Origin of the sequence: Desulfonatronum lacustre DSM 10312, from assembly GCF_000519265.1 — a bacterium.
Classification (GTDB): Bacteria; Desulfobacterota; Desulfovibrionia; order Desulfovibrionales; family Desulfonatronaceae; genus Desulfonatronum; species Desulfonatronum lacustre.
Genome location: NZ_KI912608.1, coordinates 2,173,174 through 2,199,304 on the forward strand (window position 1 = coordinate 2,173,174; position 26,131 = coordinate 2,199,304).

The 26,131-nt window shown below is 60.8% G+C and carries 25 protein-coding genes and 1 pseudogene; 12 read left to right on the forward strand and 14 right to left on the reverse strand.

Annotation, left to right across the window (positions count from 1 at the left end):
- Positions 1–51 precede the first annotated feature (51 nt).
- From DESLA_RS0110300 to DESLA_RS19950, 9 genes are all read right to left on the reverse strand, one after another.
- Positions 52–1,275 (reverse strand): SPOR domain-containing protein, encoded by a 1,224-nt coding sequence (locus DESLA_RS0110300; RefSeq protein WP_028572379.1) that lies wholly within the window; start codon positions 1,273–1,275, stop codon positions 52–54.
- A 263-nt stretch (positions 1,276–1,538) separates the two neighbouring features.
- Positions 1,539–2,423, reverse strand: a complete 885-nt coding sequence (hisG, locus tag DESLA_RS0110305) for an ATP phosphoribosyltransferase (RefSeq protein WP_028572380.1) — start codon at positions 2,421–2,423, stop codon at positions 1,539–1,541.
- The gene (gene hisI, locus DESLA_RS0110310) at positions 2,424–2,795 is read right to left on the reverse strand and encodes a phosphoribosyl-AMP cyclohydrolase (protein WP_035261686.1); all 372 of its coding nucleotides are present in this window, start codon (positions 2,793–2,795) and stop codon (positions 2,424–2,426) included.
- A 272-nt stretch (positions 2,796–3,067) separates the two neighbouring features.
- Positions 3,068–4,195 (reverse strand): 23S rRNA (adenine(2503)-C(2))-methyltransferase RlmN, encoded by a 1,128-nt coding sequence (rlmN, locus tag DESLA_RS0110315; RefSeq protein WP_028572382.1) that lies wholly within the window; start codon positions 4,193–4,195, stop codon positions 3,068–3,070.
- Complete coding sequence (locus DESLA_RS0110320) at positions 4,192–4,392, reverse strand: DUF2283 domain-containing protein (RefSeq protein WP_028572383.1); 201 nt, start codon at positions 4,390–4,392, stop codon at positions 4,192–4,194. Before DESLA_RS0110320 ends, rlmN begins: the two co-directional genes overlap by 4 nt.
- A 5-nt stretch (positions 4,393–4,397) precedes the next feature.
- Positions 4,398–4,652, reverse strand: a complete 255-nt coding sequence (locus DESLA_RS0110325; RefSeq protein ID WP_435050750.1) for a hypothetical protein — start codon at positions 4,650–4,652, stop codon at positions 4,398–4,400.
- On the reverse strand, positions 4,649–5,980 hold the full coding sequence (locus tag DESLA_RS0110330) for an HD domain-containing protein (protein ID WP_028572385.1): 1,332 nt from the start codon (positions 5,978–5,980) through the stop codon (positions 4,649–4,651). Before DESLA_RS0110330 ends, DESLA_RS0110325 begins: the two co-directional genes overlap by 4 nt.
- 25 nt (positions 5,981–6,005) lie before the next feature.
- Entirely contained in the window at positions 6,006–7,274 is a 1,269-nt protein-coding gene (locus DESLA_RS0110335) for a dihydroorotase (RefSeq protein ID WP_028572386.1), read from the reverse strand.
- A 3-nt stretch (positions 7,275–7,277) separates the two neighbouring features.
- Positions 7,278–8,279 (reverse strand): aspartate carbamoyltransferase catalytic subunit, encoded by a 1,002-nt coding sequence (locus DESLA_RS19950; protein WP_084032212.1) that lies wholly within the window; start codon positions 8,277–8,279, stop codon positions 7,278–7,280.
- Positions 8,280–8,581: 302 nt separating this feature from the next.
- Here DESLA_RS19950 and DESLA_RS0110345 point away from each other — a divergent pair, with 302 nt between their 5' ends.
- Positions 8,582–11,206 carry a PEP/pyruvate-binding domain-containing protein gene (locus DESLA_RS0110345; RefSeq protein ID WP_035261689.1) on the forward strand — a complete coding sequence of 875 codons (2,625 nt, stop codon included), beginning with the start codon at positions 8,582–8,584 and terminating at the stop codon, positions 11,204–11,206.
- Positions 11,207–11,407: 201 nt separating this feature from the next.
- Here the strand turns inward: DESLA_RS0110345 and DESLA_RS0110355 are convergent, their stop codons facing one another.
- From DESLA_RS0110355 to DESLA_RS0110365, 3 genes are all read right to left on the reverse strand, one after another.
- Entirely contained in the window at positions 11,408–12,319 is a 912-nt protein-coding gene (locus DESLA_RS0110355; protein ID WP_028572388.1) for a dihydroorotate dehydrogenase, read from the reverse strand.
- Entirely contained in the window at positions 12,316–13,221 is a 906-nt protein-coding gene (locus DESLA_RS19955) for an iron-sulfur cluster-binding protein (RefSeq protein ID WP_169732617.1), read from the reverse strand. Before DESLA_RS19955 ends, DESLA_RS0110355 begins: the two co-directional genes overlap by 4 nt.
- 186 nt (positions 13,222–13,407) lie before the next feature.
- Positions 13,408–13,668 carry a DUF493 family protein gene (locus DESLA_RS0110365; protein ID WP_028572389.1) on the reverse strand — a complete coding sequence of 87 codons (261 nt, stop codon included), beginning with the start codon at positions 13,666–13,668 and terminating at the stop codon, positions 13,408–13,410.
- Between the two features lie 507 nt (positions 13,669–14,175).
- Between DESLA_RS0110365 and DESLA_RS0110370 the strand changes: the two genes are divergently transcribed.
- From DESLA_RS0110370 to DESLA_RS0110395, 6 genes are all read left to right on the forward strand, one after another.
- Positions 14,176–15,168, forward strand: a complete 993-nt coding sequence (locus DESLA_RS0110370) for a TRAP transporter substrate-binding protein (protein ID WP_028572390.1) — start codon at positions 14,176–14,178, stop codon at positions 15,166–15,168.
- Positions 15,155–15,814 carry a TRAP transporter small permease gene (locus DESLA_RS19960; RefSeq protein ID WP_084032014.1) on the forward strand — a complete coding sequence of 220 codons (660 nt, stop codon included), beginning with the start codon at positions 15,155–15,157 and terminating at the stop codon, positions 15,812–15,814. Before DESLA_RS0110370 ends, DESLA_RS19960 begins: the two co-directional genes overlap by 14 nt.
- Positions 15,802–17,076 carry a TRAP transporter large permease gene (locus DESLA_RS0110380; RefSeq protein ID WP_245590042.1) on the forward strand — a complete coding sequence of 425 codons (1,275 nt, stop codon included), beginning with the start codon at positions 15,802–15,804 and terminating at the stop codon, positions 17,074–17,076. Before DESLA_RS19960 ends, DESLA_RS0110380 begins: the two co-directional genes overlap by 13 nt.
- Positions 17,077–17,169: 93 nt before the next feature.
- Positions 17,170–18,303: a glycerate kinase family protein gene (locus tag DESLA_RS0110385; RefSeq protein ID WP_028572392.1), complete on the forward strand. Its 1,134-nt coding sequence runs from the start codon at positions 17,170–17,172 to the stop codon at positions 18,301–18,303.
- Between the two features lie 147 nt (positions 18,304–18,450).
- Positions 18,451–20,277 (forward strand): triose-phosphate isomerase, encoded by a 1,827-nt coding sequence (locus tag DESLA_RS0110390; RefSeq protein WP_028572393.1) that lies wholly within the window; start codon positions 18,451–18,453, stop codon positions 20,275–20,277.
- Entirely contained in the window at positions 20,264–21,160 is an 897-nt protein-coding gene (locus DESLA_RS0110395) for a septal ring lytic transglycosylase RlpA family protein (protein ID WP_245590043.1), read from the forward strand. The genes DESLA_RS0110390 and DESLA_RS0110395 overlap by 14 nt, the downstream gene beginning before the upstream one ends.
- On the opposite strand, the gene DESLA_RS0110400 is transcribed toward DESLA_RS0110395, so the two are convergent.
- Together DESLA_RS0110400 and DESLA_RS0110405 are read right to left on the reverse strand one after the other, a co-directional pair.
- Positions 21,147–21,437, reverse strand: a complete 291-nt coding sequence (locus DESLA_RS0110400; RefSeq protein WP_028572395.1) for an integration host factor subunit alpha — start codon at positions 21,435–21,437, stop codon at positions 21,147–21,149. The genes DESLA_RS0110395 and DESLA_RS0110400 overlap by 14 nt on opposite strands.
- 118 nt (positions 21,438–21,555) lie before the next feature.
- On the reverse strand, positions 21,556–21,972 hold the full coding sequence (locus DESLA_RS0110405; protein ID WP_028572396.1) for an HIT family protein: 417 nt from the start codon (positions 21,970–21,972) through the stop codon (positions 21,556–21,558).
- 205 nt (positions 21,973–22,177) lie between these two features.
- Between DESLA_RS0110405 and DESLA_RS0110410 the strand changes: the two genes are divergently transcribed.
- The 5 genes and pseudogenes from DESLA_RS0110410 (at position 22,178) to yidC (ending at position 26,104) form a co-directional block, all read left to right on the forward strand.
- Positions 22,178–23,245, forward strand: coding sequence for an elongator complex protein 3 (locus tag DESLA_RS0110410; RefSeq protein ID WP_035261693.1), 1,068 nt, complete (start codon positions 22,178–22,180; stop codon positions 23,243–23,245).
- A gap of 306 nt (positions 23,246–23,551) precedes the next feature.
- Entirely contained in the window at positions 23,552–23,686 is a 135-nt protein-coding gene (gene rpmH, locus DESLA_RS0110415; RefSeq protein WP_028572398.1) for a 50S ribosomal protein L34, read from the forward strand.
- Between the two features lie 65 nt (positions 23,687–23,751).
- Positions 23,752–24,060 (forward strand): annotated as a pseudogene (gene rnpA, locus DESLA_RS23690) (ribonuclease P protein component); the annotation flags it as partial.
- A gap of 58 nt (positions 24,061–24,118) precedes the next feature.
- Positions 24,119–24,406 (forward strand): membrane protein insertion efficiency factor YidD, encoded by a 288-nt coding sequence (gene yidD / locus DESLA_RS19965; RefSeq protein WP_051434587.1) that lies wholly within the window; start codon positions 24,119–24,121, stop codon positions 24,404–24,406.
- A gap of 3 nt (positions 24,407–24,409) precedes the next feature.
- Positions 24,410–26,104 (forward strand): membrane protein insertase YidC, encoded by a 1,695-nt coding sequence (gene yidC, locus DESLA_RS0110430; protein ID WP_028572400.1) that lies wholly within the window; start codon positions 24,410–24,412, stop codon positions 26,102–26,104.
- Positions 26,105–26,131: the final 27 nt, after the last annotated feature.

Consider the following 26,131-nt stretch of genomic DNA (forward strand, 5'->3'; position numbering starts at 1 on the left):
ACAGGACATCGGAAAAGAAGAGCAGAGGAAAGGATGACGGCTTGTGACCGCTCAAGGCGCGTCCAGCGGCAGATATCGCCCCATGCCGACGCGGGTCACCACGGCGTCGACGTTTTCCAGGCTCAAAAACTCCCGCGACCGGCGTTGCGCCGCATCCAGATCAAGAAATGCGTCAATGTACACCAAAACCCATTGGCGACCCGCGTGCGCCACTTCGACGATACCAGCCGGATACCCCTTGGCCGCGTAACCGTCGCGCAACGCTTTTGCCTTGTCTTGGTCAAGAAACCCACCAACTTGGACGATGTACATCGAGTCCGCGAGTGTTTCCGGGGAGATGGCCGAAGGCGTCGCCGAAGTTGAAGGTGAGCTTGGGGCGGGCGTTGGAGACGTCGGAGACGTCGTCAATTCCGTCGTTGAGTCGGCTATTTCCGTGCCTCGCCCTTCTTGACCGCCGTCATCCTCAAGTCCGTGCCCGGTCATCCTTCCCAGAGACCGCAGGTAGCCTTCGGCCGTTTTCGCTTCCGGACCGTCCGGAGCGGCCTCGATCACCAGCAGCAGCCATTTATCGGCTTCCTGGTCGCGACCGGCGAGCAGCAGATATTCAGCCAGGGTCAGGATCATCCGGACATTGGCCGTATCCGCTTCAACGCCCCGCCGCAAAAGATCGACGGCTGCTTCCAGGTTCCCTTGCCCCACCTCGATCTCCGCGGCCAGAAGATAAGCTCGACCAAAGCGCCAGTTCAGATCCATGGCCCTGTCGGCGTACCGCCTGGCCGCGATCGGATCGTCACGTTCCAGATGCAGCAACGCCAGGTTCAGGGCCGCGATTTCCGGAGTCTGGTAGGTGGGTATTTCAAGTGCGCGAAGAAAGGCGAACTCCGCTGCCGTAAAATCGTCCTGGGCAAGATGCGCCAAGCCCAGGTTGTTCCACCCCTCGGCATGGTTGGGGTCCAGAGCCACGGTCCGTTCCAGGGCCTCCACCGCGGCGGGCCAATTTCCCAGCATGAACTGGGTGTATCCCAGGGTGAACTGGTAGCGGGGAGAGTCCGAGGCGGCCCGCTGGATTCGCAGCAACTCCCGCAGACTCATCCGAGGCTCGTCGCTGCGCAAATAGGCGTCGGCCAGGTCCAGGCGAATCCGGATTTCGCGGGGGCTGAGCCCACGCCCTTCTTCGCCTTGGGAGGGTGCAGAAGTCCCGGTACCGGCGCAGCCCGACACCATCAGGCCCAGGCAAATGATAAAAAAGACGCACGCCCATTTCCACGTCAACAATACCCATCGCCGTGGCGATGGAGTAGGAAAGGACGTGCGCCGTTTATTCACGATACTTCTCCCGGGGTTCCCGGCTGATAACGGAAAGAAGATCTTAAACCAATTCCACTTCGGTAATGCGTTATTCGTTTGAGAAAAACAGTTATCGGTGTCGGCGCTTCGCTATCGGTATCGGTATCGAATTCAGAATGTTAGTGACCAAACCGTATCGATCCCGATCCCGATTCCGACACCGAAAGCGAATCATTGAGTTGGAAACGGTCTTAGATCACCTTGTTCAAGGAATACTCGATAATCCCTTCCGCGCCTCGCTGGACCAGGTCCGGGATCAGGTCGCGGACCACGTTTTCCTCGACCACGATTTCCACGGACATCCAGTCGCTGTTCAGCAGATGAGCCACGGTGGGCGAGGTCAGGCTGGGCAGCACGGACATGATATCGTCAACCCGGGCCTGGGGCACGTTCATCTTCAGACCCACCAGCTTCTCGGCCCGCAACGCGCCCTTGAGCAGCATGTCGATCTGCTCGATTTTGGCCCGCTTGACCGGATTGGCCCAGGCGGCCTTGTTGGCGATGAGCTGGGTGTTGGTCTGCATCATTTCGGCGATGATCCGCAGCCCGTGGGCCTTGATGGTCGAGCCGGTCTCGGTGACCTCCACGATGGCGTCCGCCAGGCCCTCGACGACCTTGGCCTCGGTGGCCCCCCAGGAAAATTCCACCTCCACCGGAATGCCGGCGGCCTGAAAGTAGCGCTTGGTGAAATTCACCAGTTCCGTGGAAATCTTCTTCCCGGCCAGATCTTCGGGCCGACGATAGGGGGAGTCCCCGGCCACGGCCAGAATCCAGCGGGCCGGGCGGGAGCTGACCTTGGAGTAGACCAGATCCGAAACCACATGCACGTCGGACTCGTACTCCATGACCCAGTCCTTGCCGGTCAATCCGGCGTCCAGGGTTCCGGCCTCCACGTAGCGGGCCATTTCCTGGGCTCGGCAGATGCTGCAATTGATGGCCGGATCATTGATCTCCGGAAAGTAGTTCCGGGAGTGCAGATGAATTTTCCATCCGGATCGGGCGAACAGACTGATGGTGGCGTCCTGCAGGGAGCCCTTGGGGATGCCCAGCTTGAGTTGGTCGTTGGGTGTCGTCATTTATTTATATACCTCCTTGGGATCGAAAATCAGCGGCGCGCAGGTCGTCCACGCGCCGTTCTCCATGGTCCGGTAAAAGCAGGTTCGATAGCCCTCGTGACAGGCCGCCCCGCCCACCTGCTCCACCAGAAGCAGGATCGTGTCCGCATCGCAGTCGATCCGAACGGACCGGACTTTCTGCACGTGTCCGGACGTCCCGCCCTTGTGCCACAACTTTCTCCGGGACCGGCTGTAAAAATGGGCCTCCCCGGTGGCCAGGGTTTGCTCCCAGGCCTCTTCGTTCATGTACGCCACCATCAGGACTTCCAAGCTCGCGGCGTCCTGGACAATGGTCGGCACAAGCCCGTCGCACTTCGCAAAATCAGGTTTCACAGGGCAACTCCTCCGCAATTGTCCGAATAATGAAAAAGGTGTGGAATGCTGAAACTCGCGGCATAATTTGAAAAAAGTTGTAACCACTCAGTACATTTTATGTCCGATCTTGCACCGCCAATCGGTGTCGGGGTCGGTATCGGAGTCGGAATCGAAACAGGAAGAATTGAGAACGCATCCCAGCGTTTTCGATCCCGATCCCGATTCCGACACCGACAACAGAATTTCTCTGTGCTGTGTAGTTGCAAAAAGTATAAGACTTTTTTCAACCGTCATTCCAGGGCGGCGACATCCGCCCGCAACTGGCCACAAGCGGCAGAAATATCTTGCCCCTTGCTTTTACGCAAGGTTGCGGGGAGGCCCTTGGATTTGAGGAGGTTTTCGAAGGCCAGGACACGATTCATGTCCGGGGCGGCGTAGGGCAGTTCCGACGAGGGATGAAAGGGGATCAGATTGACCTTGGCCTTGACCTTGTTCAGCAGCCGAACCAGTTCCCGAGCATGGCCCAGGTCGTCGTTCACCCCTCCCAGCAGGACGTACTCAATGGTGATTTTCTGTCTGGGTTGCAGCGGGTAAGCCGCCAGCTCGGCAATCAGGTCGTCCAGGACAAACCGCGCGGCCCTGGGCATGATCCGGGCCCGCAGATCCTGGGTCGGAGCATGCAGGGACACGGCCAGGGAAGCCAGCCCAGAGGCCCCAAACTCCGAAAGCATGCCCGGCACCCCCACCGTGGACACGGTAATCCGCCGCTTGGAAAAATCCAGCCCCAGGGGATGATGCAGCGATTCCAGAGCCCGACGCAGATTCTCCCAGTTCAGCAGCGGCTCGCCCATGCCCATGAACACGAGATTGCGCAGCGCCAAGCCCTGGGTCTGGCCCAGGATCTGGCCTGTGGCCAATTCCTGGGTCTGGTCCGGGGTCTGGTCCTGGGTCTGGCCCTGGGTCTGGCCCTGGGTCAGCCCGGCGACATGCTCCCGGGCCACGAGGATCTGGCCCAGGATTTCCGCCATGGTCAGGTTGCGGACCAATCCCATCCGGCCGGTGGCGCAAAAGGTACAGCCCAATGCGCAACCGACCTGGGTGGAGAGACACAAAGTGAAGTGGTCCTTCTCCGGGATCAGGACGGTTTCAATGTGTTGGCCATCCGCCAGGGCCAGCAAAAACTTGGTCGTCCCATCCCTGCTGGCTTGGACGTGAACCACCTCCGGCCAAAGCACGTCCGCCGTCTGGCCAAGACGCTCACGCAGTTCCTTGGAGATATTGGTCATCCGACCAAAATCCCGCTCCCGCTTCTGCCACAGCCACTGCCAAAGCTGCCGCGCCCGAAACGGAGCCTCTCCCAAACCGGAACAAAACTGTTCAAGTTCGGAGTACGTGAAGTCGAGAAGATTGAGTTTCAATGGACAGGAGCCAGCTGAAAGGAAAACTCGTTCACATTGGTTTGCTGCTTGGCATGTTCCACCGTCATGCTGACGATATTGCCCACTGCGTCGATTTCAACCAAAGTATTTTCATTGAGATCATAAGATTCCACGATTTCACTACTGCTGAAAATCAACAGCAGGGTGTCCGTATCCGGAAAGTATTTCGCCTGCATGGTGTTTATCCCTGAAACCTGCGGTCAAAAAATGCGTTGTGAATCGTCACCCCATCCTCAAGGAGAATGACACGGAGAAACCGACCTTCCGCTTCTGGAATTCGTTTCCATCTCCGAATTCGGCCATCTTGTTGAACCACTTCGGCGTCCGGATTCGCAACCGTTTCAAAAATCCAATCCAGATTGATACAACAACGATCAGGACGGTTTCGCGTGTAAAGAAAATATTGGGTGAACCGAGCCTCCAGCATATCGGTCACTGCAACTTTTCCTTCTCCCGGTAATTGCGCACGAACTCCACGGCTTCCGGAACCGAGGTCACCTCGCCGGAAATCTGGGCCTGGAGCAGGGCTTCTCGGATCACGCCCACGGCGGGTCCCGGCTTGATCTCGGCGAAGTCCATGATCTCGTGGCCATTGAGCAGGGGTTCCAGAGCTTCTTCCGGAATTTCCGCCCGCTCCAGCATTTTCATGTTGTGGTTGAACTCCTTGTACGCGCCGTTACGGGCCTTGACGTCCGCCCTGGCGATTTCAATCAACCGCGGATAGTCGTCCACGGCGGTGAACCGGCGGATGCCCTTGTCCGTGAGCATGAAATGGAACCGCATGTGGTTGCGTACCAGGTGGCAGATCTTGTCAATCTCCTCGGGAGAAAACCGCAATCGATTAAGAATCTTGCGGGCCACCTTGGCCCCCACCCGATGATGCTGGTAGAATGTCCACTGACCGCCCACGTATTCCGCCGTGTACAGCTTGCCCACGTCGTGAAACAAGCACCCCATGGTTCCATACCAGTCGTAGGGCAACTCTTCCGGGTATCGGCGCATCAGTTCAATGGTGTGATCCAGAACGACTTCCTCGCCCTCCTCCGGATTCTTGATCTGCTTGACCCGGCTCAAGGCCGCGATTTCCGGAATCAGGCCGTGCAGGATGGTGCTTTCGTAGAGCAGCTTCACGAAGTGCCACATGTTCTCCGCTTCCACCTTGCGCCACTCGTCCATGATGTCCGAAACCGAAACATAGTCCAGAATGCGTCGGGCGGACCGGACGATGGTCATCCAGGAGTTGGGCTCAATGGGTAGATGAAAGTTGGCCGCGAAGCGCAACGCGCGCACGCCGCGCAGATAGTTCTGTTTCAGCGTCTCGTCCGGGATGCCCTGGAACCGGATTTCACCGACTCCGATGTCCGCGAAGCCGTCATACAGCTCCTTGGCCTTGGGCATGTACGGACAGGCCAATTGCAGCGGCAGGCCGCCCTCGGTCTTCTCCAGGGCCTTGATCATCCCCGGAGTGAACCGGGCCACGCATTCTTCGGGATAGGACCCGTCCTCGACATCCGCGGGATAAACACGGATCAGGACGTCGCCCTCCTTCAAGGTTCCGGTGACGTCCGGGGTCGTACCGGGTTCGAAAAGAGGGAACAGCTTATTCAGATCCTCGAAGTCCGCGTCCGTGCTGATGTCGATCTCCCGTTCCGCCTCGCCTTCCAGTATCTTTTCCTGCAACCGGGCATTGATCACGTAGGCGTCAAACCCGTTGCGCATGATGGTTTTGCAGATGCCAACGGCATCTTTCAGTGGTTGCGCCATATCAACTCCTTACGATGCATCGACGTCATGAAAACAAAATTTTGCCGGCAATCCCGTGCGCCACGACTCGCCCCGGCAGTGTTTGCCCGAGGCATGGGGTGTTTTTGCCCTTGGAGCGCAGCGTTTCCGGGGTGACCGTCCATTCCAGGTCCGGGTTGAAGAGAATGAAGTCCGCGGGATCGCCGGGTTGAAAACGGTTCACCGGCAGGGAAAACAGCGCTCCGGGTCGCGCGGACCATAGCGCGCAAAGGTCTTGCGGCGACAACACGCCTTCGCGAACCAGCTTCCAACTCAGGGACAGAGCCGTATCCAGCCCGCTGATCCCGTTGGGAGCCTCGTCCATGGGGACTTCCTTCTCGTGGTCCGCGTGGGGCGCGTGGTCCGTGACCAGGATGTCGATCACCCCTTCCCTCACGGCCTGGCGCAGGGTCAGCACGTCGTCGTCGGTGCGCAGGGGGGGATTGACCTTGGCCAGTGTATTGTACCCCTGGACCATTTCCTCGGTCCAGAGAAGGTAATGCGGGCAGGTCTCGGCGCTGACCCGCACCCCGCGGACCTTGGCCCAGCGGATCAGCTCCACGGATTGCCGACAACTGATATGGGCCAGATGGATCGGCAGGTCCAGGTATTCGGCCAGCAGGATGTCCCGGGCCACCTGCATGCTCTCGGCCACCACCGGTTGCCCCTTGAGGCCCAGCAGGCCGCTGAACCGGCCTTCGTTCATACTCGCCCCTTCGGCCAGGACCGGGTCTTCGCAGTGATCGATCACCACCAGCCCCAGATCCGACGCGTACTCCATGGCCCGACGAAACAGGTCCGGATTGGCCACCGGCATGCCGTCGTTGGAAAAGGCCACGCATCCGGCCTCGGCCAGTTCCGCCAGCGGGGCCAGTTCCAGTCCGGCCAAACCTTTGGTCAACGCTCCGACGGGATGCAGGCGTGGTCCCAATGGATGGGCCGCGGCGGCCCTGTCGCGCATGAATGAAGTAACCGCCGCGGAGTCGTTGACCGGGCTGGTGTTGGCCATGGCCAACACGGCGGAAAACCCGCCTCGGACAGCGGCCTCCAGGCCGGAAGCGATGTCTTCCTTGTATTCGAACCCGGGCTCGCGCAGATGGACATGGGCGTCGATCAGTCCGGGCAGAAGCAGCGCTCCGCCGCCATGCAGCTGTTCGCCTTCCGAGGACGGTTCGTCCGGCGGCGCCAGGCGTTGTATCACGCCTTGTCCGATCCACAGGCTGACCAGTTCGTCCTGCCAGAGCACATTGCGCACGATGAGATCCGGTCCGGGCATGGCCTAGTCCTCCTGAAGCAACGGGGATTGAGGTTGACGGGATTCGGTCTGGTCGCTGCGCACGTCTCCCTGGTCCGGAGCGTCTTTGCGGGTCAGAAAGAGAAACAATAGGGCCATGCGGGTGGCCACGCCGGCGGAGACCTGATCCAGAATCAAACTGTTTTCCGCGTCCGCCAGGGCCGCGTCGATTTCCACTCCCCGGTTCATGGGGCCGGGATGCATCACCAGCACTCCGGGATTGGCCTTGTTCAGATGCCCTGCTCCCAGGCCGTAAGTCCTGGCATACTCGCGCAAATCGGGCAAAAGCCCGGCCTTCTGGCGCTCCAGCTGCAACCGCAGACAGATGACCGCGTCCACGCCCTTGCACGCCTCGGTCAGATCTGCGAACACCTCCACCGGCCACTGGCGAACCCCGGCGGGCAACAGGGTCCGTGGAGCGCAGATCCGAACCCGGGCTCCCAGGGCCGTGAACAGCAGCACGTCGGACCGGGCCACGCGACTGTGAGCAATGTCCCCGACGATGAGCACGGTCTTCCCGGTCATGTCGTCCCCCCAGACCTCGCTCAGGGTGAACCCGTCCAGCAGAGCTTGCGTGGGATGGGCATGCCAGCCGTCACCGGCGTTGATCACCGAGCAGGACAGCCGCCGGGCCAGAAATTCACCGGCCCCGCTTTGATGGTGCCGCAGGACCAGGGCGTCCGGATGCATGGCCTGGAGGGTCAGGGCCGAATCCTTGAGGTTCTCGCCCTTGCGCAGGCTGCTGGACGAAGCGGCCAGGGAATAAGTGTCCGCGGAGAGTCGTTTTCCCGCGATGTCGAAGGAGGTTTTGGTCCGCGTGCTCGGTTCGACGAAAAACAGGATGACGCTCTTGCCCTTGAGCGTCGGCACTTTTTTCACCGGACGGGTATTGATCTCGGCGAAACGGCGGGCCATCTGAAACACGTAGAGGATTTCAGCCGCGGTCAATTGCGAAATGCAGAGCAGGTCCTTGTGGGGCCAAAGCATGGGTGCACCGTTGGTGGAGATGTGTTTGGCGGGATGAAGAAAAGCCGGCAACCCCGATCGGTCGCCCGCGTCGATCCCCCTCCTAGCGGAAAACGGCTTCGGCTTCCAGTACATTTTTCGGCATTTCATCTTCCAGGCCCATTCTTTTCGCTCCTCAAGCCTTGCGGACCATGGCTGTTGTCATTCTCGCGGTTCCGGCGTAAAAAATTCATGTTTAGGAGTTCCGCAACCGGCGCCTCCACGTTTCCCCTCATTATATTCCTTCACCTCTTTCCTCCTCCAGTGAGAGACGGACACATTCCATGCCTTCCTTGCTTGACCAGTTGATCGCCAAAAGCAAAATCACCATGCGCATCGCACCGGAAGAATTGGCTTTTCAACGCAAATACCTGTTCTTCAAAAAGCTGCTCGGCCACAACAACAAGTCCCTGCAGTTGATCAACGCCCTGGAGAATCTGCTCTACGACTCCCAGCCCTTCACCTTCGACGAGGTCCTCTGCCAGTGCGAGGAACTGGTGGGCGTGGTCTACGAGCTGGCCGAGGATCTGAACGCACTTTCCGGCGGCAAATATTCGGAACTGTTCAGCGCGGCTGAGCGGATCGGCATCCAGGTCCTGCGGGGATTGACCAGGCAGCGCAAGCTGGAAAAAACCTGTCTCGTGCTTCCGCTGGTCAGGCTGAGCCACGAAAATGTGGGGCAGGTCGGCGGCAAGGCGGCCAACCTGGGCGAAGTGTCCAACCGTGTCGGGTTGCCCACGCCCAAGGGGTTCGCGGTCTCGGCCTATGCCTGTCACGATTTTTTCCGCTCCGCGGGGCTGTACGAGGCCATCCGCGGCGAACTGAAAGGCGTGGACATCCAGGACACCACGCAACTCACCAAAGCCTGCTCCGCGGTGCAGCAGCTGATCATGGCCGCCCCGCTGCCCGAGGACCTGGAATGTCGCATCTTCTACGAGGCCAAGGAGCTGTTTCAGGAGTTCGGACCGCAAACCCGCCTCGCCATGCGCAGCAGCGCCACGGGCGAGGACTCGGAATCCTCCTTCGCCGGTCAGCACTCCACGATCCTCAACGTCACCCAGGACACCATTCTCGGTGCCTACAAGGAAGTCGTGGCCAGCATGTACAATCCCCGCGCGGTCTTTTACCGCCGCAGCGTGGGCTACCGGGACCAGGACATGGTCATGTGCGTGCTCTGCCTGAACATGGTCGACGCCCGTGTCAGCGGGGTGATGTACACCCAGGACCCCAACGAACCGGAAAGCCAAAACCTGATCATCAGCGCGGCTTGGGGCCTGGGCGTGAGCGTGGTGGACGGCTCCATGCCCACGGATTTGTGGCGGGTGAATTCTCAGGTGAATTCTCAGGTGAACTCTCAGGTGAACTCTCGGGTGAATTCCGAGGAGGGTGAGCCGGAATACGTCGGGGCGCACAAGGCCAGGCGCATCGCCATGAACCCCGAAGGTGGAATCCATGACGTCCCGGTGGAAGAGCATCTTCAAGGCCAACCCTGCCTGAGCGGCGACGAGGTTCACGCTTTGGCCGAGTACGGGCGAATGCTGGAAAAGCACTATAAACGCCCCTTGGACATCGAATGGGCCATGGACCAGGCCGGCAAACTCTTCATTCTGCAGGCCCGGCCCCTGAACCTGATGCTGCCGGAGCAGGACCCTCGCGCCTGTGCCAAGGAGGCGGCCGCGGCCCTGGAAGGGCACGACGTCCTGCTGTGCGGCGGCACCACGGCCTCCGCCGGCACGGCTGGCGGTCCGGCCTTTGTTCTGAAGACAGAGCACAGCCTGACCGCCGTACCCGAAGGAGCGATTCTGGTCACCCCACAGACTTCAACCCTGTACGTGCCGCTGATGGGCAAAATCCGGGGAATCATCACCGACGTGGGCAGCGTCACCGGGCACATGGCCTCCGTGGCCCGGGAGTTCGGCGTTCCGACCCTGGTGGGCACGGACAACGCCACCAGCGTCATTCCCCACGGCGAGGAAATTACCTTGGACGCCTCCCGCCGGACCGTCTACGCCGGGCGGGTCATGACCCTGATCCAGGCCAGGCCGCGCACCAACCTGATGAAAGGCAGTCCGCTGTTCCGGCTGGTCAAGGACACGTTGAAAAAAATCGTCCCCTTGAATCTGATCGATCCCAAGCGCGACGACTTCCGCCCCGACGGCTGCCTGACCCTGCACGATGTGGTCCGCTTCGCCCACGAAAAGGCCATGGTGGAAATGTTCCGCATCGACGACGAGATCCGGGAAGACACCCATCTCGCGGTCAAATTGAAGACGTCCTTGCCGCTGAACACCTACATCCTCGACCTGGGCGGCGGATTCAAAGCCCCGCCCGAGGGCGGAGCCGTGGACCGGGAGAACATCGCGTCCAGGCCGTTCCTGGCCCTGCTCCGGGGCATGGAGCATCCCGGCGTGCATTGGGTGGGACCGGCGGGAGTCCAGCTCTCCGGATTCGCCGCGCTCATCGCCGAGACGATCCTGAACGACCCGGACCACGGAAGCCCGAGGGGAGGGCCGAACTACGCCATCATTTCCGACGACTACCTGCACTACAACGCCCGCCTGGGCTACCATTTCGTGACCATCGACACCTACTGCGGCCAGCAGGTCAACGACAATTACATCACCTTCTCGTTCAAGGGCGGAGCCGCGGACGTGTCGCGCCGAACCAAGCGCGCGATGCTGATCGCGGCCATCCTGAAGCGCCTGGGGCTGCGGGTCGAACAGACGGGGGACATGGTGCGCGGGGAAATCAAAAAATACGATCATCCCCGGATGGAGGAAAAACTGGATTTTCTCGGACGACTCCTGGGCTCGGTCCGTCTCCTGGACATGGTCCTCTCCGACGAGGCCCAGATTCCCTGGTACGTGGAGCAGTTCTTCAAGGGAAATTATTCCTTCGAGCAGTGTTGACGGTCTTCGGACCGTCTCCATCATACCTTTATCTCTTCAAAATCGAGATCGAAATCGAAATCGAAATCGAAAAACACCGATCATCACTCCGTGATCACGCCATCTTCTTTGATATGGCGTTCGATTTCGATGACGATTTCGATTTCGATTTCGATTCGGACAGCACGTGAGGATCGAGAACAAATCCGTCTTCGGACCGCCTCACGCCCGCAACGCACCCCGAAACTCCTCCCACGACGTCACGCCCAGGTCGTCCAGCAGTTTCGGCAGGTCGGCCGCGATGCGGAAGGCCGTGTCCGGACGCAGGAAATTGGCCGTGCCGATCTGTACGGCCCACGCCCCCACCAGGATGTACTCCAGCACGTCCTCGGCCGAGGCGATCCCCCCCAAGCCGATGATCGGCAGGTCCACGGCCCGGCTGACCTGATGCACGCAGCGCAGCCCCACGGGCTTGATCGCCGGTCCGGACAGGCCGCCGATGACGTTGGCCAGTCGGGGCATGCGGGTGCGGACGTCCACGGCCATGCCCGAGAGGGTGTTGATCAGGGCCAGGATGTCCGCCCCTCCGTCCGCCGCGGCCTTGGCAACGGACGTGATGTCCGTGACATTGGGCGAGAGCTTGACGATCACCGGCTTGGTCCCGGCCTTCTCCTTGACCGCCCGGGTTACCCTGGCCGCCTGCCCCGGGTCCTGGCCGAAAAGTATCCCGCCGGCCTGGACGTTGGGGCAGGAGATGTTCACCTCCAGGGCCGCGACGCCCTCCTGTCCGGCCAGGTATTCCGCCAGCCGGGCGAAGTCCTCGACGTCGCAGGCGTACAGATTGGCGATGACCGGCACTTCGGCCCAGGGCAGCAGAGGCAGTTTTTCGGCCACGAAACGGTGCGCCCCGATATTCTGCAAACCGATGGCGTTGAGCATGCCGCAGGGCGTTTCAGCGATCCGGGGCATGGGATTGCCCGCACGGGGCTCCCAGGAAAGGCCCTTGACCACGATCCCGCCCAGTTCGGTCAGGTCGCCGTAGGGCGCGAACTCCACGCCGTACCCGAAGGTTCCGGACGCGGTCAGCACCGGATTCTTCAACCGCAGCCCGGCCAGTTCCACCGCGGGGTTCATACCTTCCCTCCAAGGTCTGCTTGGTTACCGCCCAGGTCCACGCCCAGACGCAGTTCATGGGCCCAGAACACCGGCCCCTGGGTGCAGACCTTCACGGGCAAGGCCTGATTCGTCGTCTCGGTCACGCACCCCAAACACGCCCCCACCCCGCAGGCCATGCGGTTTTCCAGAGAAAGTTGGGCCCTGGCCCGGTGCTTCACGGCCAGGGACTGGACGGCTTGCAGAAACGGATGCGGCCCGCAAGCCAGAATCAGCCCGTCCGTTCCGGCATATTCCGCGATCCGGCGCTCCAGGTCGCCCACAAAGCAGGCCAACTCCTCGGCGCAGGTCTGGCGCGAAGCCTCCACGGCCATTCCCTGCGGCAACAAGTCCAGGGGATATTCGCCGACCTCCGGTCGATGGCCGAAAAAAAGCCGCAGCGTATCCGGCCGGGGATGACGCCGGGCGTAGCCGATGAACGGCGCCAGTCCGATGCCTCCGGCCAACAGCAATGTGGGCGTCTCCGGCTCCACGACGAATCCCCGGCCCAGCGGCCCCCAGACCACGATCCGGTCCCCGCGGCGCAAGACGCTCATGGCCCTGGTCCCCCGGCCGACCACCTGGAAAAAAATGCGCAGCACGCCCCGCTCCAGCATGCAGATGGAAAAGGGCCGGGCCCACAAAGGCTCGAAGGCCCAGGAAACCGGCCGCAGCATCACGAACTGCCCGGGCGTCCATCCACCCTCACCGGGAAAATCCGCCGGCGGCTCCAAGTCCAGCAACCAGTGCGAATGATCCGGTCCATCTTTCGAAGGTGATGCGAGGTCGGCCTTCAAACCGGTTCGGCGCAGCTCCAAAACCGTGAACTCGCGGCAAACCGGGGAAGAGGCGGCGTCCGCCGCCATGAGTGTGTCGTCTGGCATAGTATACTGACTCGAAGTTGAACGTTGCTGGGGTATGAGAAAGATAAAGCTGATGCGCTGGAGAAACAACTCCGTTCCAAGCACGAGCAAACTCATCGCGGGCCATTATAGCTATAACTCTCTCCCGTCCCCTGACTCCCGCCTCCCGCCTCCTGACTTCTGAATCCTGACTCCTGACTTCTCTCCCTACAGCGCGATGATCCCCTCAATCCCCGCCACGGCCTCGTATACAGCGATCACCATGTCACTGGAGGACATGACCATGTTCGCCGTGACGCTCAGATAACTGCCCCGGCTCGATTCCCGAACCGAAACCTCCGGGCAGGAGCTGAAAACGGCCAGCAGTTCCTCCGCCCTGGCCTTGGGGACGATGAATTTAAAGGTATACACCGAGGGCCATTGGCACTGCTCGTCCAACAGTTTCTGGAATTGTACGAAATCCTTCATTGCTGCTCACGGGTTGAGTGGGATGTAGTCTACACCGTGCATGGAAGTGGCTCGCCACGAGGCACGCCGCTCGGCACGTAGCCAGTCATAGTTTTTCCGGCCCTGAGAAGCAATTGTGTCTTCGCCTGCGCAAAAGCTGCCCGTCCCACTTGGAAGCCTGCTGGGACAGTTGCCACGGCTTTTTCCCATGCCCGAAGCCTTCCATCCCGGTGATGCGCAGGGGGTTGGAAGAAGTTGTTTTGGACATCAGGTTGACAAATAATGGATGTTCGGCTTAGCGGAGCCGAGCACGACGAGCCAAAGATTACAAGGGGTTCTGACTATATCCCGATTCGAATAACTCCATGAACAATCGCCAATCCCATCGACGACTCCGACCAAAACCGGATACATCGAACGCCCATTGATTAAAACATACGGTGATTCAGAGTGGGTGTATGGCCATACACCGTATGTGCTGGGCAGTTGCAAATCACAACACTTGAACCACAACCTCGGAGGAAAGAAATGAAAAGATTTTTTTTCGGACTGCTGATCATCGCCCTGTTGCTGGGCGGCGGACTCGGAATCGGCGGCGACGCCCAGGCGGCCCAGAAGATGAACATCCGTCTGGCCCACGTGGTCAACGAGCAGGACGGGTTTCACATCGCGGCCCTGAAGTTCAAGGAAATCGTGGAGGAGCGCACCGGCGGCAACGTCACCGTGGCCCTGTTCCCCAACGCCCAGCTCGGAGACGAGCGGACCCTTCTGGAAGGAATGCAGATGGGAACCGTGGACATGGGCATCATCACCAACGGTCCGGTGGCCAACTTCGTCGAGGAAATCGCGGTCTTTGAGCTGCCTTTTCTGTTTCCCTCCCCGGAAGCGGCTTACGGTGTGCTGGACGGGCCCATCGGCCGGGAACTGTTGGACAAGCTGGAACGGGTCAACCTGAAGGGTTTGGCCTATGCCGAGCGCGGTTTCCGCAACCTGACTAATTCCGTCCGCCCGGTAACCACCCCCGATGATATGGCGGGCTTGAAGATCCGGGTCATGGAGAACCCGGTCTACATCGACACCTTCACCACCCTGGGGGCCAACGCCGTGCCCATGGCCTGGACCGAAGCCCTGACCGCCATGCGTCAGCGGACCATCGACGGCCAGGAAAACCCGGTCAACGTGATCCATTCCTTCAAGCTCAACGAGCAACAGACCCACCTGTCCATGACCCGCCACACCTATGCCCCGGCAATTTTCGTCATGGGCCTGGCCAAATGGCGCGGCCTGAGTCCTGAGGTCCAGGAAATCTTCCTGGAGGCCGCCCAGACCGCCGCGGAACATGAGCGCCGGGTGAACGCGGAAATGGAAGCCGGTCAGCTCCAGGAACTGGCCGACGCGGGCATGCAGATCGTCATGGAGCCGGACACCGCCGCCTTCCAGGCCAAGGTTGAACCGGTTTACACCAAGTACGGCGAGCGGTTCGGCGCATACCTGCAGCGCATACTGGATGCCATCCAATAACCATTCCGGACGGATACCTCCGTCCCTGATTCCAGAAAAACTGGTCCACGGCGTCGGCAGGGCCTCAAGCCTGGTCGACGCCGTGGTCGGCGTCCTGGCTTTCAGCGCCATGGCGACCATGCTGGTGGTGATCACCCTGCAGATCGTCTTCCGGGTCTTTTTCCAGGCCCTGCCCTGGTCCGAGGAGCTTTCCCGGTATTTGCTGGTCTGGACCACCTTTCTCGGGGCCACCATGGCCTACCGCCGCGGCGTGCATATCGCCGTGACCTTCCTGGTGAATTCCCTGCCCGCGCTTCTGGGCAGGATGGTGCGTATCGTCGGCATTCTGGCCTCCCTGATCTTTTTCGGGACGGCCCTGTTCTACGCGGTGCGCTACATGCAGCTGCAATCCTTTCAGGTCACGGCCTCCCTGCGCCTGCCCATGCCCTATGTCTACGCCGTGATGCCCGCGGCCTTCGGGGTGATGATCCTCCACGGCCTGCACGCCCTGCTTCTGGAAATGTTCCCGGAACATCGCCCGCCCACCGTGACGCCGGTCGTGGACGTGACCATCCGTCATGAACCAAACCCGGTGATTCCTCCGGCCGAGCCTTCCGCCCCGGCCACCAAACGGACTTCCGGCTCCTGCCGCGGGTGCGGCGACTGACCATGGGCCTGCTGCTCTTCGGCTCGTTCCTGGCCCTGCTGTTCCTCGGCGTGCCCGTGGCCATCGCCATTGCCCTGGCCTCAATGTTCGTCCTGATCCAGGACGGCATCCCCCTGATGCTCATCGTCCAGCGCATGTTCGCCGGGACGGACAGCTTCCCGCTGGTGGCCGTGCCCTTCTTCATCCTGGCCGGAGACATCATGGCCAAGGGCCAGGTCTCGGCCCGGCTGGTGGATTTCGCCGACGCCCTGCTGGGATTCGTCCGGGGCGGGCTGTCCATCGTCGCGGTGCTGGCCGGGATGTTCTTCGCGGCCATTTCCGGTTCCGGGGCCGCCACCACCGCGGCCATCGGTTCCACCCTGGTCCCGGAACTCAAGCGCAAGGGCTACGACACGGCCTGCTCCGCCTCGCTCATCGCCGCCGCGGGAACCATCGGCGTGGTCATTCCGCCCTCCGTGCCCATGATCCTCTACGCGGTCATGGCCCAGGAGTCCGTGAGCCGGCTGTTCCTGAACGGCTTCCTGCCCGGGGTGCTCATGGGTGGGGTGCTCATCGCCATCGCCGTGCGCCAGGCCTGTGCCCGTTCCTATCCGCACGGAGCGCCCTTTTCCGCGCGCAACATCCTGCGGACCTTTTTTCGCGCCGTCTGGGGGCTGATCACCCCGGTGATCATTCTCGGCGGGATATTTTCCGGGCTGTTCACCCCGTCCGAGGCCGCGGTGGTGGCCGTGAACTACGCCCTGTTCGCCTCCCTGGTGATCTATCGGGATCTGTCCCTGAAGGACGTCTACCGGATCATGTGCCGGTCGATCATGACCACCGGGGTGATCATGTTCCTCATCGCCACCTCCGCGATCATGAGCTGGGTCCTGGCCAACTACGGCATCCCGGCCCTGATCGCCGAAACCGTGCTGGGCCTGTCCACGAATCTCTACGTGATCCTGTTCCTGATCACCCTGGTCATCCTGCTGACCGGAATTTTCGTGGAAACCGCCTCAGCCCTGATCATCCTCACCCCGGTCTTTCTGCCCCTGATCCGCCAGTTGGAGGTCAGCCTGATCCACTTCGGCCTGATCATGGTCATGGGCCTGGCCATCGGGATGATCACCCCGCCCGTGGCCATCAATCTCTACGTGGCCTCGTCCATCACCGGCCTGTCCATGGAACGGATCACCCGCTCCATCATCCCCTACATGCTCGGCCTGCTCGCTGTGCTCTGGCTGGTGGTCTACCTGCCGCTGTTCCTGCCCGTGCTGTTCTGAGGAAGGCTTTCCACAGGCAGGAAAGACATCCCCGAACGTCAACCGTTCACGGGTCAATCAAATCCCCCGTGACGTTTCCCTCCAGGAGTCTCCATGAAAATCGTCGTCGCTCCCAACGCCTTCAAAGGCTGTTTGTCCGGAACCGAGGCCGCGGAAGCGATCATCGCGGGCATCAAGCGGGTGCCCAAACCGTATCGCATCGCGAAAATGCCCATTGCCGACGGAGGGGACGGCCTTTTGGACGTCCTTTCCCAGCGACTCCCCGGAGCCATGGAAACCATGGACGTCCACGACCCGTTGTTTCGAAGCGCCCGGTCCGACTTCTTTTGGTCCCCCGGCGGACGGACCGCCCTGATCGAAATGGCCAAGGCCTCGGGCCTGGCCATGGTGGCCGAGAAGGAACGCGATCCGGACAAGACCACGTCCTACGGAACCGGGGAATTGATCCGCCGAGCTTTGGACCTGGGGGCCGAGACCATCTACCTGGGCATCGGCGGCAGCGCCACCGTGGACGGAGGCATGGGCATCGCCGCCGCGCTGGGAGTGCGGTTTCTCGATCAGGATCAAAAGGAACTGCCCCCGGTCGGCGCGTCCCTGGCCCGGATTCGGACCATTGACCGTTCCCGGACCGACCCGCGTCTGGAGCAGGTCCGGATTGAAATCATCTGCGATGTGGACAACCCCCTGCTCGGCCCCAACGGGGCCGCCCTGGTCTACGGCCCGCAAAAAGGCGCCACCCCCGAACAGGCTCTGGCCCTGGACGCCGGAATGGCCAACCTGGCCGACATCGTCGAGCGGGACGCGGGCAAGGACGTCAGGGCCGTTTCGGGCGCCGGAGCAGCGGGCGGAGTCGGCGGAGCCATGTACGGACTGTTCGACGCGAAAATCCGTCCCGGCATCGACGTGGTCCTGGACCTTCTGGACATGGAATCCCATGTCCAAGAGGCCAAGTTGGTCATCACCGGGGAAGGGCAAATCGATTACCAGACGGCCTACGGCAAGGCCCCCGCCGGCATCGCCAAACTGGCGAAAAAACACGGCGTCCCCTGTGTCGCCCTGGCCGGAAGCATCGGCAAGGTCACGGACGAACTCTACGACGCGGGCATTACCGCGATCATTTCCATCTGCTGCGGACCGGTCTCCCTTCACGACGCCATGTGCAACGGCAAGACCCTCCTGGCGGACTCGGCGGAACAAGTCATGCGCATTTACGCCGACTTCATCTGATAGAGTTGACGGACTTGGCGGCCTTCATCTCAGCCCACGAGCCGCCCGAGCGACTTGCCTTTTCTCGTTTCTTTAGCGAATAAGGCGGAAGAGCGGAAGGAAAACCACACTCCCGCGTCACGGACAAAACTCGCAAGGAGCAATCACATGAGCTTGATGCATCTCAACCGATCCCGGGGTCATTTTGAAATCGACCACCGCGACGAACCCGAATTGTTTCGGGACATCTACCCTTACAAAAATATCTGCCGGACCAGCTTCGACGATTCTTTTTCCATGCCCCGCCCGGCGGACCCGATGTATATTACCGACACCACCTTCCGCGACGGGCAGCAGGCCAGGCCACCCTACACCCTGGAGCAGATCAGCCATATTTTTGATTTGCTGCACAAGCTGGGCGGGCACAGCGGGCTGATCCGCCAAAGCGAGTTCTTTTTGTACTCGGAAAAAGACCGCAAGGCCGTGGAACAATGCCTGGCCAAGGGCTATCGATATCCCGAGATCACCGGCTGGATCCGGGCCAACGAGGACGACCTGAAGTTGGTCAAGGACATGGGGCTCAAGGAAACCGGCATGCTGACCTCGGTTTCGGACTACCACATTTTTCTGAAGCTGGGCAAAGACCGAAAAAAGACGGCCGAGGACTACCTCCGTGTCGTGGAAAAGGCCTTGGAATGGGGGATCATTCCCCGTTGCCACTTTGAAGATATCACCCGGGCGGACATCTACGGCTTCTGCATCCCCCTGGCCCAGAAACTGATGGCCCTGTCCAAGGACAGCGGCCTGCCGGTAAAGATCCGGCTCTGCGACACCATGGGGTATGCCGTGCCTTACCCGGGCGCATCCCTGCCCCGCTGCACGGCCAAAATCGTCCGGGCCTTCACCGACGATGCAGAGGTTCCGGGCCACTGGCTGGAGTGGCACGGGCACAACGATTTCCACAAGGCCCTGGTGAACACGGTCACGGCCTGGCTCTACGGCTGCTCCGGGGCCAACGCCACCCTGCTCGGCTTCGGGGAGCGCACCGGCAACGCCCCGGTGGAGGCCCTGGCCATTGAGTACATTTCCCTGACCGGCGAGGACGACGCCGCGGCCACCCAGACCATCGCCGAGATCGCGGACTATTTTGAGAACGTCCTGGGCTACGCCATCCCGGACAACTACCCCTTCGTGGGCAAGGACTTCAACGCCACCAAGGCCGGGGTGCACGTGGACGGTCTGCTCAAGAACGAGGAAATCTACAACATTTTCGACACCCGCCAGATCCTGGGCAAGCCGGTCTCCATCATCATCACGGACAAGTCCGGCCGAGCCGGAGTAGCCTACTGGATCAACAACCGCTTCGGGCTGAGCGGCGCCCAGCAGGTGGACAAGCGTCATCCGGCCGTGGGCAAGATCCACAACCGGATCGTCAAGGCCTACGAGGACGGCCGGACCACCTCCTTTTCCAACCAGGAGATGTGGAACCTGGTCAAGCGCCACCTGCCGCAACTGTTCTCCTCCGAATTCGACCAGCTCAAGAAGACGGCCCATACCCTGTCCTCCAGGATCATGCGCAAGCTGTCGGAGAACAAGGAAATCCAGTCTCTGGACTCCAAACGCGTCCGGGCCGCCATCGACACCGTGCTGGAGAAATATCCTTTTATTCAGTACCTCTACATAGTGGACACCAAAGGCCGCCTGATCACCGGCAGCATCGCCCACATGGAGGACAAAGCCAAATACAAGGCCTACGACCCGGGCAAGGACCTCTCGGACCGGGAATGGTTCATCGCCCCGGTGCAGACCGGGAAGCTCAACATCACAGACTTTTATCGGTCATTCATTACCGGCAAACTCTGCCTGACCGTCTCCATGCCGGTATTTGACGCCAACGACGACATCCAAGCCATCCTGGGCGCGGACATCCGCTTCGAGGAACTGCTCAAACGCCGAACTGAATTGGAAGAGGAAGAAGGGGATGCACCAGTCTGATTTTCTCCCTGCTTGTCCGTCGGTCGCCCCGGAAGGGTCGACCGACGTTGCCGTGGGCGTTGCCTTGGGACGGGTTCGTGCCCCATGGCTGGGAACAGCCCGAGACGTGCCCCGGACGATGCATTGGATGATGTTGGGGATGGTGCTCGGGATTCTGCTGGGGATGGTGCTACTGGTCGGGTGTGCATCCACGTCATCTCCACCCCATGGTGAGCCGCGCCCTGCGGTCAGTCGTCCAACCTCGCCCCAGGTCCCAACTCCACCCCAGACCCCAGCTCCGCCCACGGCCAGACCCTACACCGTGCTCGGCCAGACCTATCACCCCCTGACCTCGGCGGACGGGTTCTCGGAAGAGGGCGTCGCCTCCTGGTACGGGCCGCAGTTTCACGCCAAGCGCACTGCCAGCGGCGAGGTCTACAATATGTACGACCTCACGGCGGCGCACCGAATTTTGCCCATGCAGACCAAGATTCGGGTCACCAATCTGGAAAACGGGAAGACCATTGTCTTACGGGTCAACGATCGCGGACCTTTTGTCGGGAACCGAATCGTAGACCTCTCTTACAAGGCGGCACAGGAATTGGACGTGATCCGTCCGGGAACGGCCAAGGTACGGGTGGAGGCTTTGGGCAGGTGGCCGGGCGGAATTCCCGGCAGGTTCTTCGTGCAGGTCGGGTCGTTCAGCCAGCGGGAAAACGCCGCCCGCCTGATGCAGGAAATGCGCGGCAGGGGATACTCGGGCAGCAGAGTGGTCCAGGCCGAGATTGAGGGCCAGACCTTCTGGCGGGTTCAGGTGGGCGAATTCGGCAACCTGGATAAGGCCGAAGCCGCCAGGAGCCAAATCGCCCGCCAAACACCGGGAGCGTTCGTTATTGCGGATTGATTTCGGCGCGGAACTTCTTGGAAAGCCGAAAAACAACCACCTTGCGCGGGTCCAGGGTAATGGTCTCGCTGGTTTGCGGGTTGCGTCCCTTGCGGGCCTTTTTCGGGTAGGCCTCGAACTTGCCGAAGCCGCTGATCAGCAACGCATGATCCCGCTTCACGGCGGTCTTCATGATCGACAGCAGGGACTCCACCACTTTTTTCACTTCGCCCCGGCTTCGATCCACCTTGTCGTAAATGGTGTCCACGATTTCCGCTTTGGTCAGTGTTCTGCTCATGGTTGCTCTCCGGTGGTTCTCATCTTGGTTGCAGGGTTAATGGAATATTCGGGTTCGCCGTGCCTACTTGGCCGGCGTGGCCGATCAGCGCTGAAGATCACGCCGCATGGATCAACGTTTACCTGGCCAACGCCGCCCGAATGGACGCGGCGGCGGACTGCATCGCTTCCGGACTGGGGTACGCAGCTTGCGGCCAAAGCTGCAAACCGTCGCCCTCATACCGGGGGATCAAATGGAAGTGGGCATGGTCCACCAGCTGTCCGGCGGCCCGGTAGTTGTTCATCATCACGTTCAGGCCGTCGGCGTTCATGGCCGCGCGGATCGCTCCGGCAACCGTCTGCATCGCCTCCAGCAACTCATTGCCCAAATCCGAAGGCAGATCCCACAGCGTGGCGTGATGCGCCTTGGGTATAATCAGGGCATGGCCTGGATGAACCGGGGAAATATCCAGAAAGGCCATGGTGTTCGGCGTGGTGAGGATCGTCGCGGAAGGAATCGCGCCCCGGACGATCTCGCAAAAGATGCATGTGGACATGTCGGGCCCTCAGTTTTGGGTTGCGCGGCAAGCGGTTTCAAGAGCGCCTGGCCGGTGTCCGGGAGGTTCCCACAGGACTGCCCGAGGCAGGTCTTTCCGCCTCGCGAAAAAAAATCACGGCCATCGGGCATGACCGAAGCCGCTCCTGATCTACCTGAGACCGTTTACTTTTTCAACTCCTTTCCAATCTATCCCCGACAAAACAATGAACAGGCTGCGCCTTTTCCATCCGGAACCCGTCCGAAGACGTCCTCGGATCATCCCGGTTTTCCTGCCTTACCACGGCTGTCCGCATCGCTGCCTCTACTGCGCTCAGCACCTGCAGACCGGCATGAGCAACGGCGTGGAAACCGCCACAGGAGAGCCTGCACTGACAGAAATCCACGCCAAAATGCGCCAAAGCCTGGAACTCCTGACGGCAGGCGGTACAAAAGATCAAGGCGTTGCCTTTTACGGAGGGACGTTCACGGCCCTTCCCGTGATCTGGCAGGAGCGATTCCTGAAGACCGTGCAGCCGCATCAAGCAGCCGGGACCATCACCCATGTCCGCTGTTCCACCCGTCCGGACAGCATCAATGCGAAGCACCTGCTTTGGCTGCGCGAAATCGGCCTGGACATGGTGGAACTGGGAGTTCAAAGCTTCGAGCCGGACGTCCTGCGCCAATCCCGACGAGGCTATAGCGCCGAAACCGCCGTGGAGGCCTGCCTCACGGTTCGCAAGTCCGGCTTGGAGATGGGCGTCCAACTGATGCCCGGCCTGCCTGGTTCGACCATTTCCGGCTGGTTCCGGGACGTCGATCAAACCCGCGCTTTGGCCCCCGACGCCGTCCGCATTTATCCCTGCCTCGTGCTGCGCGGCACCCCGCTCAGCCAAGCCCACCGCGCGGGCTCCTATCGCCCCTGGTCCTTGTCCCGGACGGTCTGGGCCGTGAGCCGGGCCCTGAATTCCTTCTGGAGACAGGGCATCTCGGTGATCCGAATCGGGCTCGCCCCGGAGGGGGCGCTGACCCCGGCCATTCAGGGCGGCCCCTGGCATCCGGCAATGGGGCACATGGCCAAATCCCACGCCCTGCGGTCATGGCTCATCCAAGCCCTGACCGCACTGCCCGGAGCCCCACGGCAAATATACATTCCAAGACGTTTCGCCGCCGAATTCTGGGGGCACGGACGGGAACACGCCCGCACATGGCAACGCCTGGGCTTGCCCCCGTCCAATGTCCGGACGTGGAATCGTCCATATTTTCTGGTTGCATCCCTCGCGGACCGCCCTTAGAAGTAATTCCGGCTTTTCCTGCTTGCCGACCAATGCCTTGACTCCACGGACGCCTCTTTGTAAGGAGTCGAATTCGACAGTTGACGACGTGCGTCGCAATTTCGGATGGAAGCATGAGACTGCTCGGCATCCGACGTACCGGCTCGGCCTAGCCTCCGAAATATTCGACGAGATACTGGCGAGATATTGGCGAGATACCGACGAGATTCCGGGCCTGACTCGAGGACGGCACGATCTTTCTCGTTTTGATCACGACGCAGTTCAAAGCTACTTATTTGCATCCCATGCAGGACGAAGGAGAGTACCATGAAACGGACATATCAGCCGAGCAATACCCGGCGCAAGCGCACCCACGGTTTTCTGACGCGCATGAAGACGAAAAACGGCCGAGCCATTATCCGCCGCCGTCGCGCCAAAGGCCGCCAACGCTTGGGCGTTTAACGCTCAGGCCCGCGGATAAGCTCAGGGTACGCGCGGAATTCACGCAATGTTACACCAAAGGCAGGAAATACCACTCCCGGTATTTCCTCCTTTTTTTTCTGCCGGACACCGCGCCTTGTCCCGCCCGGGGGCCGCGACTGGGCATCGCCGCGAGCCGTAAAATCGGCACGGCGGTTCGCCGAAATCGGATCAAACGTTTGATTCGCGAAGCCTTCCGCCTTGGGCGTGAACAGTTCCCGGACAATACTGATGTCGTCGTGGTCGTGAAACGAGGCATCGACATTCCCCGGCTCAAGCTTGCCGATATCCAGAAGGACTTCCGAGGCGTCATGCAACGGGTTCGTCGGGAAACCGGCGTTCCTCCGCGGGAATGAGCCCCGCCCTGGACGGCCCTCAGGGTCACGCCCCAACCTCGACCTCGCGTTCGTCACCATGCGTTACTTGCTGATTCTGCTGATCCGAGGGTATCAACTCATCGTCTCCCCTCTTTTCCCTCCCAGCTGCCGCTTTATTCCCTCGTGTTCGGAATACGCCAAGCAAGCGCTGGAAACGCACGGCCTTGTGCGGGGGACCATGCTCAGCGCATGGCGCCTGCTGCGCTGCCAGCCCTTTTGCGCCGGCGGGCTGGACCCGGTTCCTGAACCCCGGTCCACCACATCCAGACCCGCCGCTGCTCCGTTCCCGGCGGCCGCCGCCAACCTCAACCCCCCCAATTCCTGAATCATGGATCACAAAAGAGCTTTCCTGGCAATCACCGTTTCCTTGTTGTTTCTGGTCCTCTGGAGCTGGATGTTCTCTCCGCCTCCCCAACAGCCCACGCCGCAGCAGGAATCCACCGAATCCCGTCCTGAAACCAGACCGGTCCCGGAAATCCAGCCCATCGACCCGGCCCTGGCTCCTCAAACCATCGCCCCGCAAGACCAAACTGGTGAGCGATTGGAAGCAGGACCGGATGTCCGATCCGAAACTCCGCTGGATCCAGGATTCATTGCCTCCCCGGCGACCCGAGGACAGCGGATCACGGTTCGCAGCCCGCTGTTCGAAGCGGTCTTCAACTCCGAGGGCGGGGTGCTGGAACAGTTCAAGCTGCGTCAGTACCGCCAGACCATAGAGCCGAACGCCCCGTTCGTGGATTTGGTCGATTCTCCTGATCCGCGCAAACGCCCCCTTGGTTTGCTCTGGAACGACCAGCCCACATGGATGCAGGGGGAGTGGACCGTCACGGGAGACAACCTGAATCTTGCCCATGGCGAGCGCGGCTCCCTGTCGTTTACCGGCCGCTTCGGGCAACTGGAACTGGTCCGCACCTTCAGCTTCACCGGAGACACCTACCTGATTGAGGAGCATCTCCAGGTCCGCAACCACTCACCAAATCAGATCGGTGCCACCCTGGGCTTTACCATGGCCAGCGAACCCTTGAGCGCCATCCAGGACCGCTACACCCCGACCCAGGTTATGTATTACGACATCAACGGGTTGGAAAAAGAGCGCAAGGACAAGAACCTGCTGCCGGGCGTCCGTTCCGACACGGGCGTCCTCTGGGGCGCGGTCCAGAGCAATTACTTTTTAGCTGCCGTGATCCCCGGCTTTTCCGACCCGGTGTTCAAGGCGCGTCTTGAAGACGGCATGCACCGCCTAGTCATGGAAACCAGAAACTTTTTTCTGGACTCCCAACTGGAAATGCAGTTTCGGTCCACCTACTACTTCGGTCCGCGGGAACGGGAAGCCCTCTCCGTGGCCCCGGCCAATCTGCTTGAAGCTCTGCATTACGGCTGGTTCGACCTCATCGCCAGCCCGTTGATCCAGGTACTGAACTTCTTCCACGGGTACGTCCACAACTACGGTCTGGCCATCATCCTGCTGACACTGGTCATCAAACTGATTTTCTTCCCGTTGTCCCAGAAGAGCTACAAGTCCATGCAGCAGATGAAGAAGCTGCAACCCATGATGCTCAAGCTGCGCGAGAAGCATAAAGATGATCGCCAGAAGATGAACGAAGAGATGATGCAGCTCTACAAGACCTACAAGGTCAACCCCCTGGGAGGCTGTCTGCCCATAGCCGTGCAGATTCCGGTGTTTATCGCTCTGTATCAGGCCCTGATGGGGGCCATCGAGTTGCGCCACGCTCCGTTCATCACCCATGTTCCGTTCACGGACATCATCTGGCTGGCCGACCTTTCGGCCCGTGACCCCTACTACGTCACCCCGATCATCATGGGGGCGACCATGTTCCTGCAACAAAAGCTGACCCCCGCCCCCGGGGACCCCATGCAGGCCAAGATCATGCTGTTTTTGCCGATCATTTTTACCTTTTTGTTCTTAACTTTCCCGTCGGGTTTGGTCCTCTACTGGCTGGTAAACAACGTCCTCTCCATCGCCCAGCAGTGGTGGGTGATGCGCGAACCCGCCAAGTCGTAGACCGCAAACCGTCGCCGGTTCGTCCAT

Excerpts from the sequence above, each read along its gene's own strand:
- hisG (WP_028572380.1), bottom strand. The coding sequence starts at position 2,423 with ATGACGACACCCAACGACCAACTCAAGCTGGGCATCCCCAAGGGCTCC.
- DESLA_RS0110320 (WP_028572383.1), bottom strand. The coding sequence starts at position 4,392 with ATGCAGGCGAAATACTTTCCGGATACGGACACCCTGCTGTTGATTTTC.
- DESLA_RS0110330 (WP_028572385.1), bottom strand. The coding sequence starts at position 5,980 with ATGGCGCAACCACTGAAAGATGCCGTTGGCATCTGCAAAACCATCATG.
- DESLA_RS0110335 (WP_028572386.1), bottom strand. The coding sequence starts at position 7,274 with ATGCCCGGACCGGATCTCATCGTGCGCAATGTGCTCTGGCAGGACGAA.
- DESLA_RS19950 (WP_084032212.1), bottom strand. The coding sequence starts at position 8,279 with ATGCTTTGGCCCCACAAGGACCTGCTCTGCATTTCGCAATTGACCGCG.
- DESLA_RS0110345 (WP_035261689.1), top strand. The coding sequence starts at position 8,582 with ATGCCTTCCTTGCTTGACCAGTTGATCGCCAAAAGCAAAATCACCATG.
- DESLA_RS0110355 (WP_028572388.1), bottom strand. The coding sequence starts at position 12,319 with ATGAACCCCGCGGTGGAACTGGCCGGGCTGCGGTTGAAGAATCCGGTG.
- DESLA_RS19955 (WP_169732617.1), bottom strand. The coding sequence starts at position 13,221 with ATGCCAGACGACACACTCATGGCGGCGGACGCCGCCTCTTCCCCGGTT.
- DESLA_RS0110365 (WP_028572389.1), bottom strand. The coding sequence starts at position 13,668 with ATGAAGGATTTCGTACAATTCCAGAAACTGTTGGACGAGCAGTGCCAA.
- DESLA_RS0110370 (WP_028572390.1), top strand. The coding sequence starts at position 14,176 with ATGAAAAGATTTTTTTTCGGACTGCTGATCATCGCCCTGTTGCTGGGC.
- DESLA_RS19960 (WP_084032014.1), top strand. The coding sequence starts at position 15,155 with ATGCCATCCAATAACCATTCCGGACGGATACCTCCGTCCCTGATTCCA.
- DESLA_RS0110385 (WP_028572392.1), top strand. The coding sequence starts at position 17,170 with ATGAAAATCGTCGTCGCTCCCAACGCCTTCAAAGGCTGTTTGTCCGGA.
- DESLA_RS0110390 (WP_028572393.1), top strand. The coding sequence starts at position 18,451 with ATGAGCTTGATGCATCTCAACCGATCCCGGGGTCATTTTGAAATCGAC.
- DESLA_RS0110395 (WP_245590043.1), top strand. The coding sequence starts at position 20,264 with ATGCACCAGTCTGATTTTCTCCCTGCTTGTCCGTCGGTCGCCCCGGAA.
- DESLA_RS0110400 (WP_028572395.1), bottom strand. The coding sequence starts at position 21,437 with ATGAGCAGAACACTGACCAAAGCGGAAATCGTGGACACCATTTACGAC.
- DESLA_RS0110405 (WP_028572396.1), bottom strand. The coding sequence starts at position 21,972 with ATGTCCACATGCATCTTTTGCGAGATCGTCCGGGGCGCGATTCCTTCC.
- DESLA_RS0110410 (WP_035261693.1), top strand. The coding sequence starts at position 22,178 with ATGAACAGGCTGCGCCTTTTCCATCCGGAACCCGTCCGAAGACGTCCT.
- rpmH (WP_028572398.1), top strand. The coding sequence starts at position 23,552 with ATGAAACGGACATATCAGCCGAGCAATACCCGGCGCAAGCGCACCCAC.
- yidD (WP_051434587.1), top strand. The coding sequence starts at position 24,119 with ATGCGTTACTTGCTGATTCTGCTGATCCGAGGGTATCAACTCATCGTC.
- yidC (WP_028572400.1), top strand. The coding sequence starts at position 24,410 with ATGGATCACAAAAGAGCTTTCCTGGCAATCACCGTTTCCTTGTTGTTT.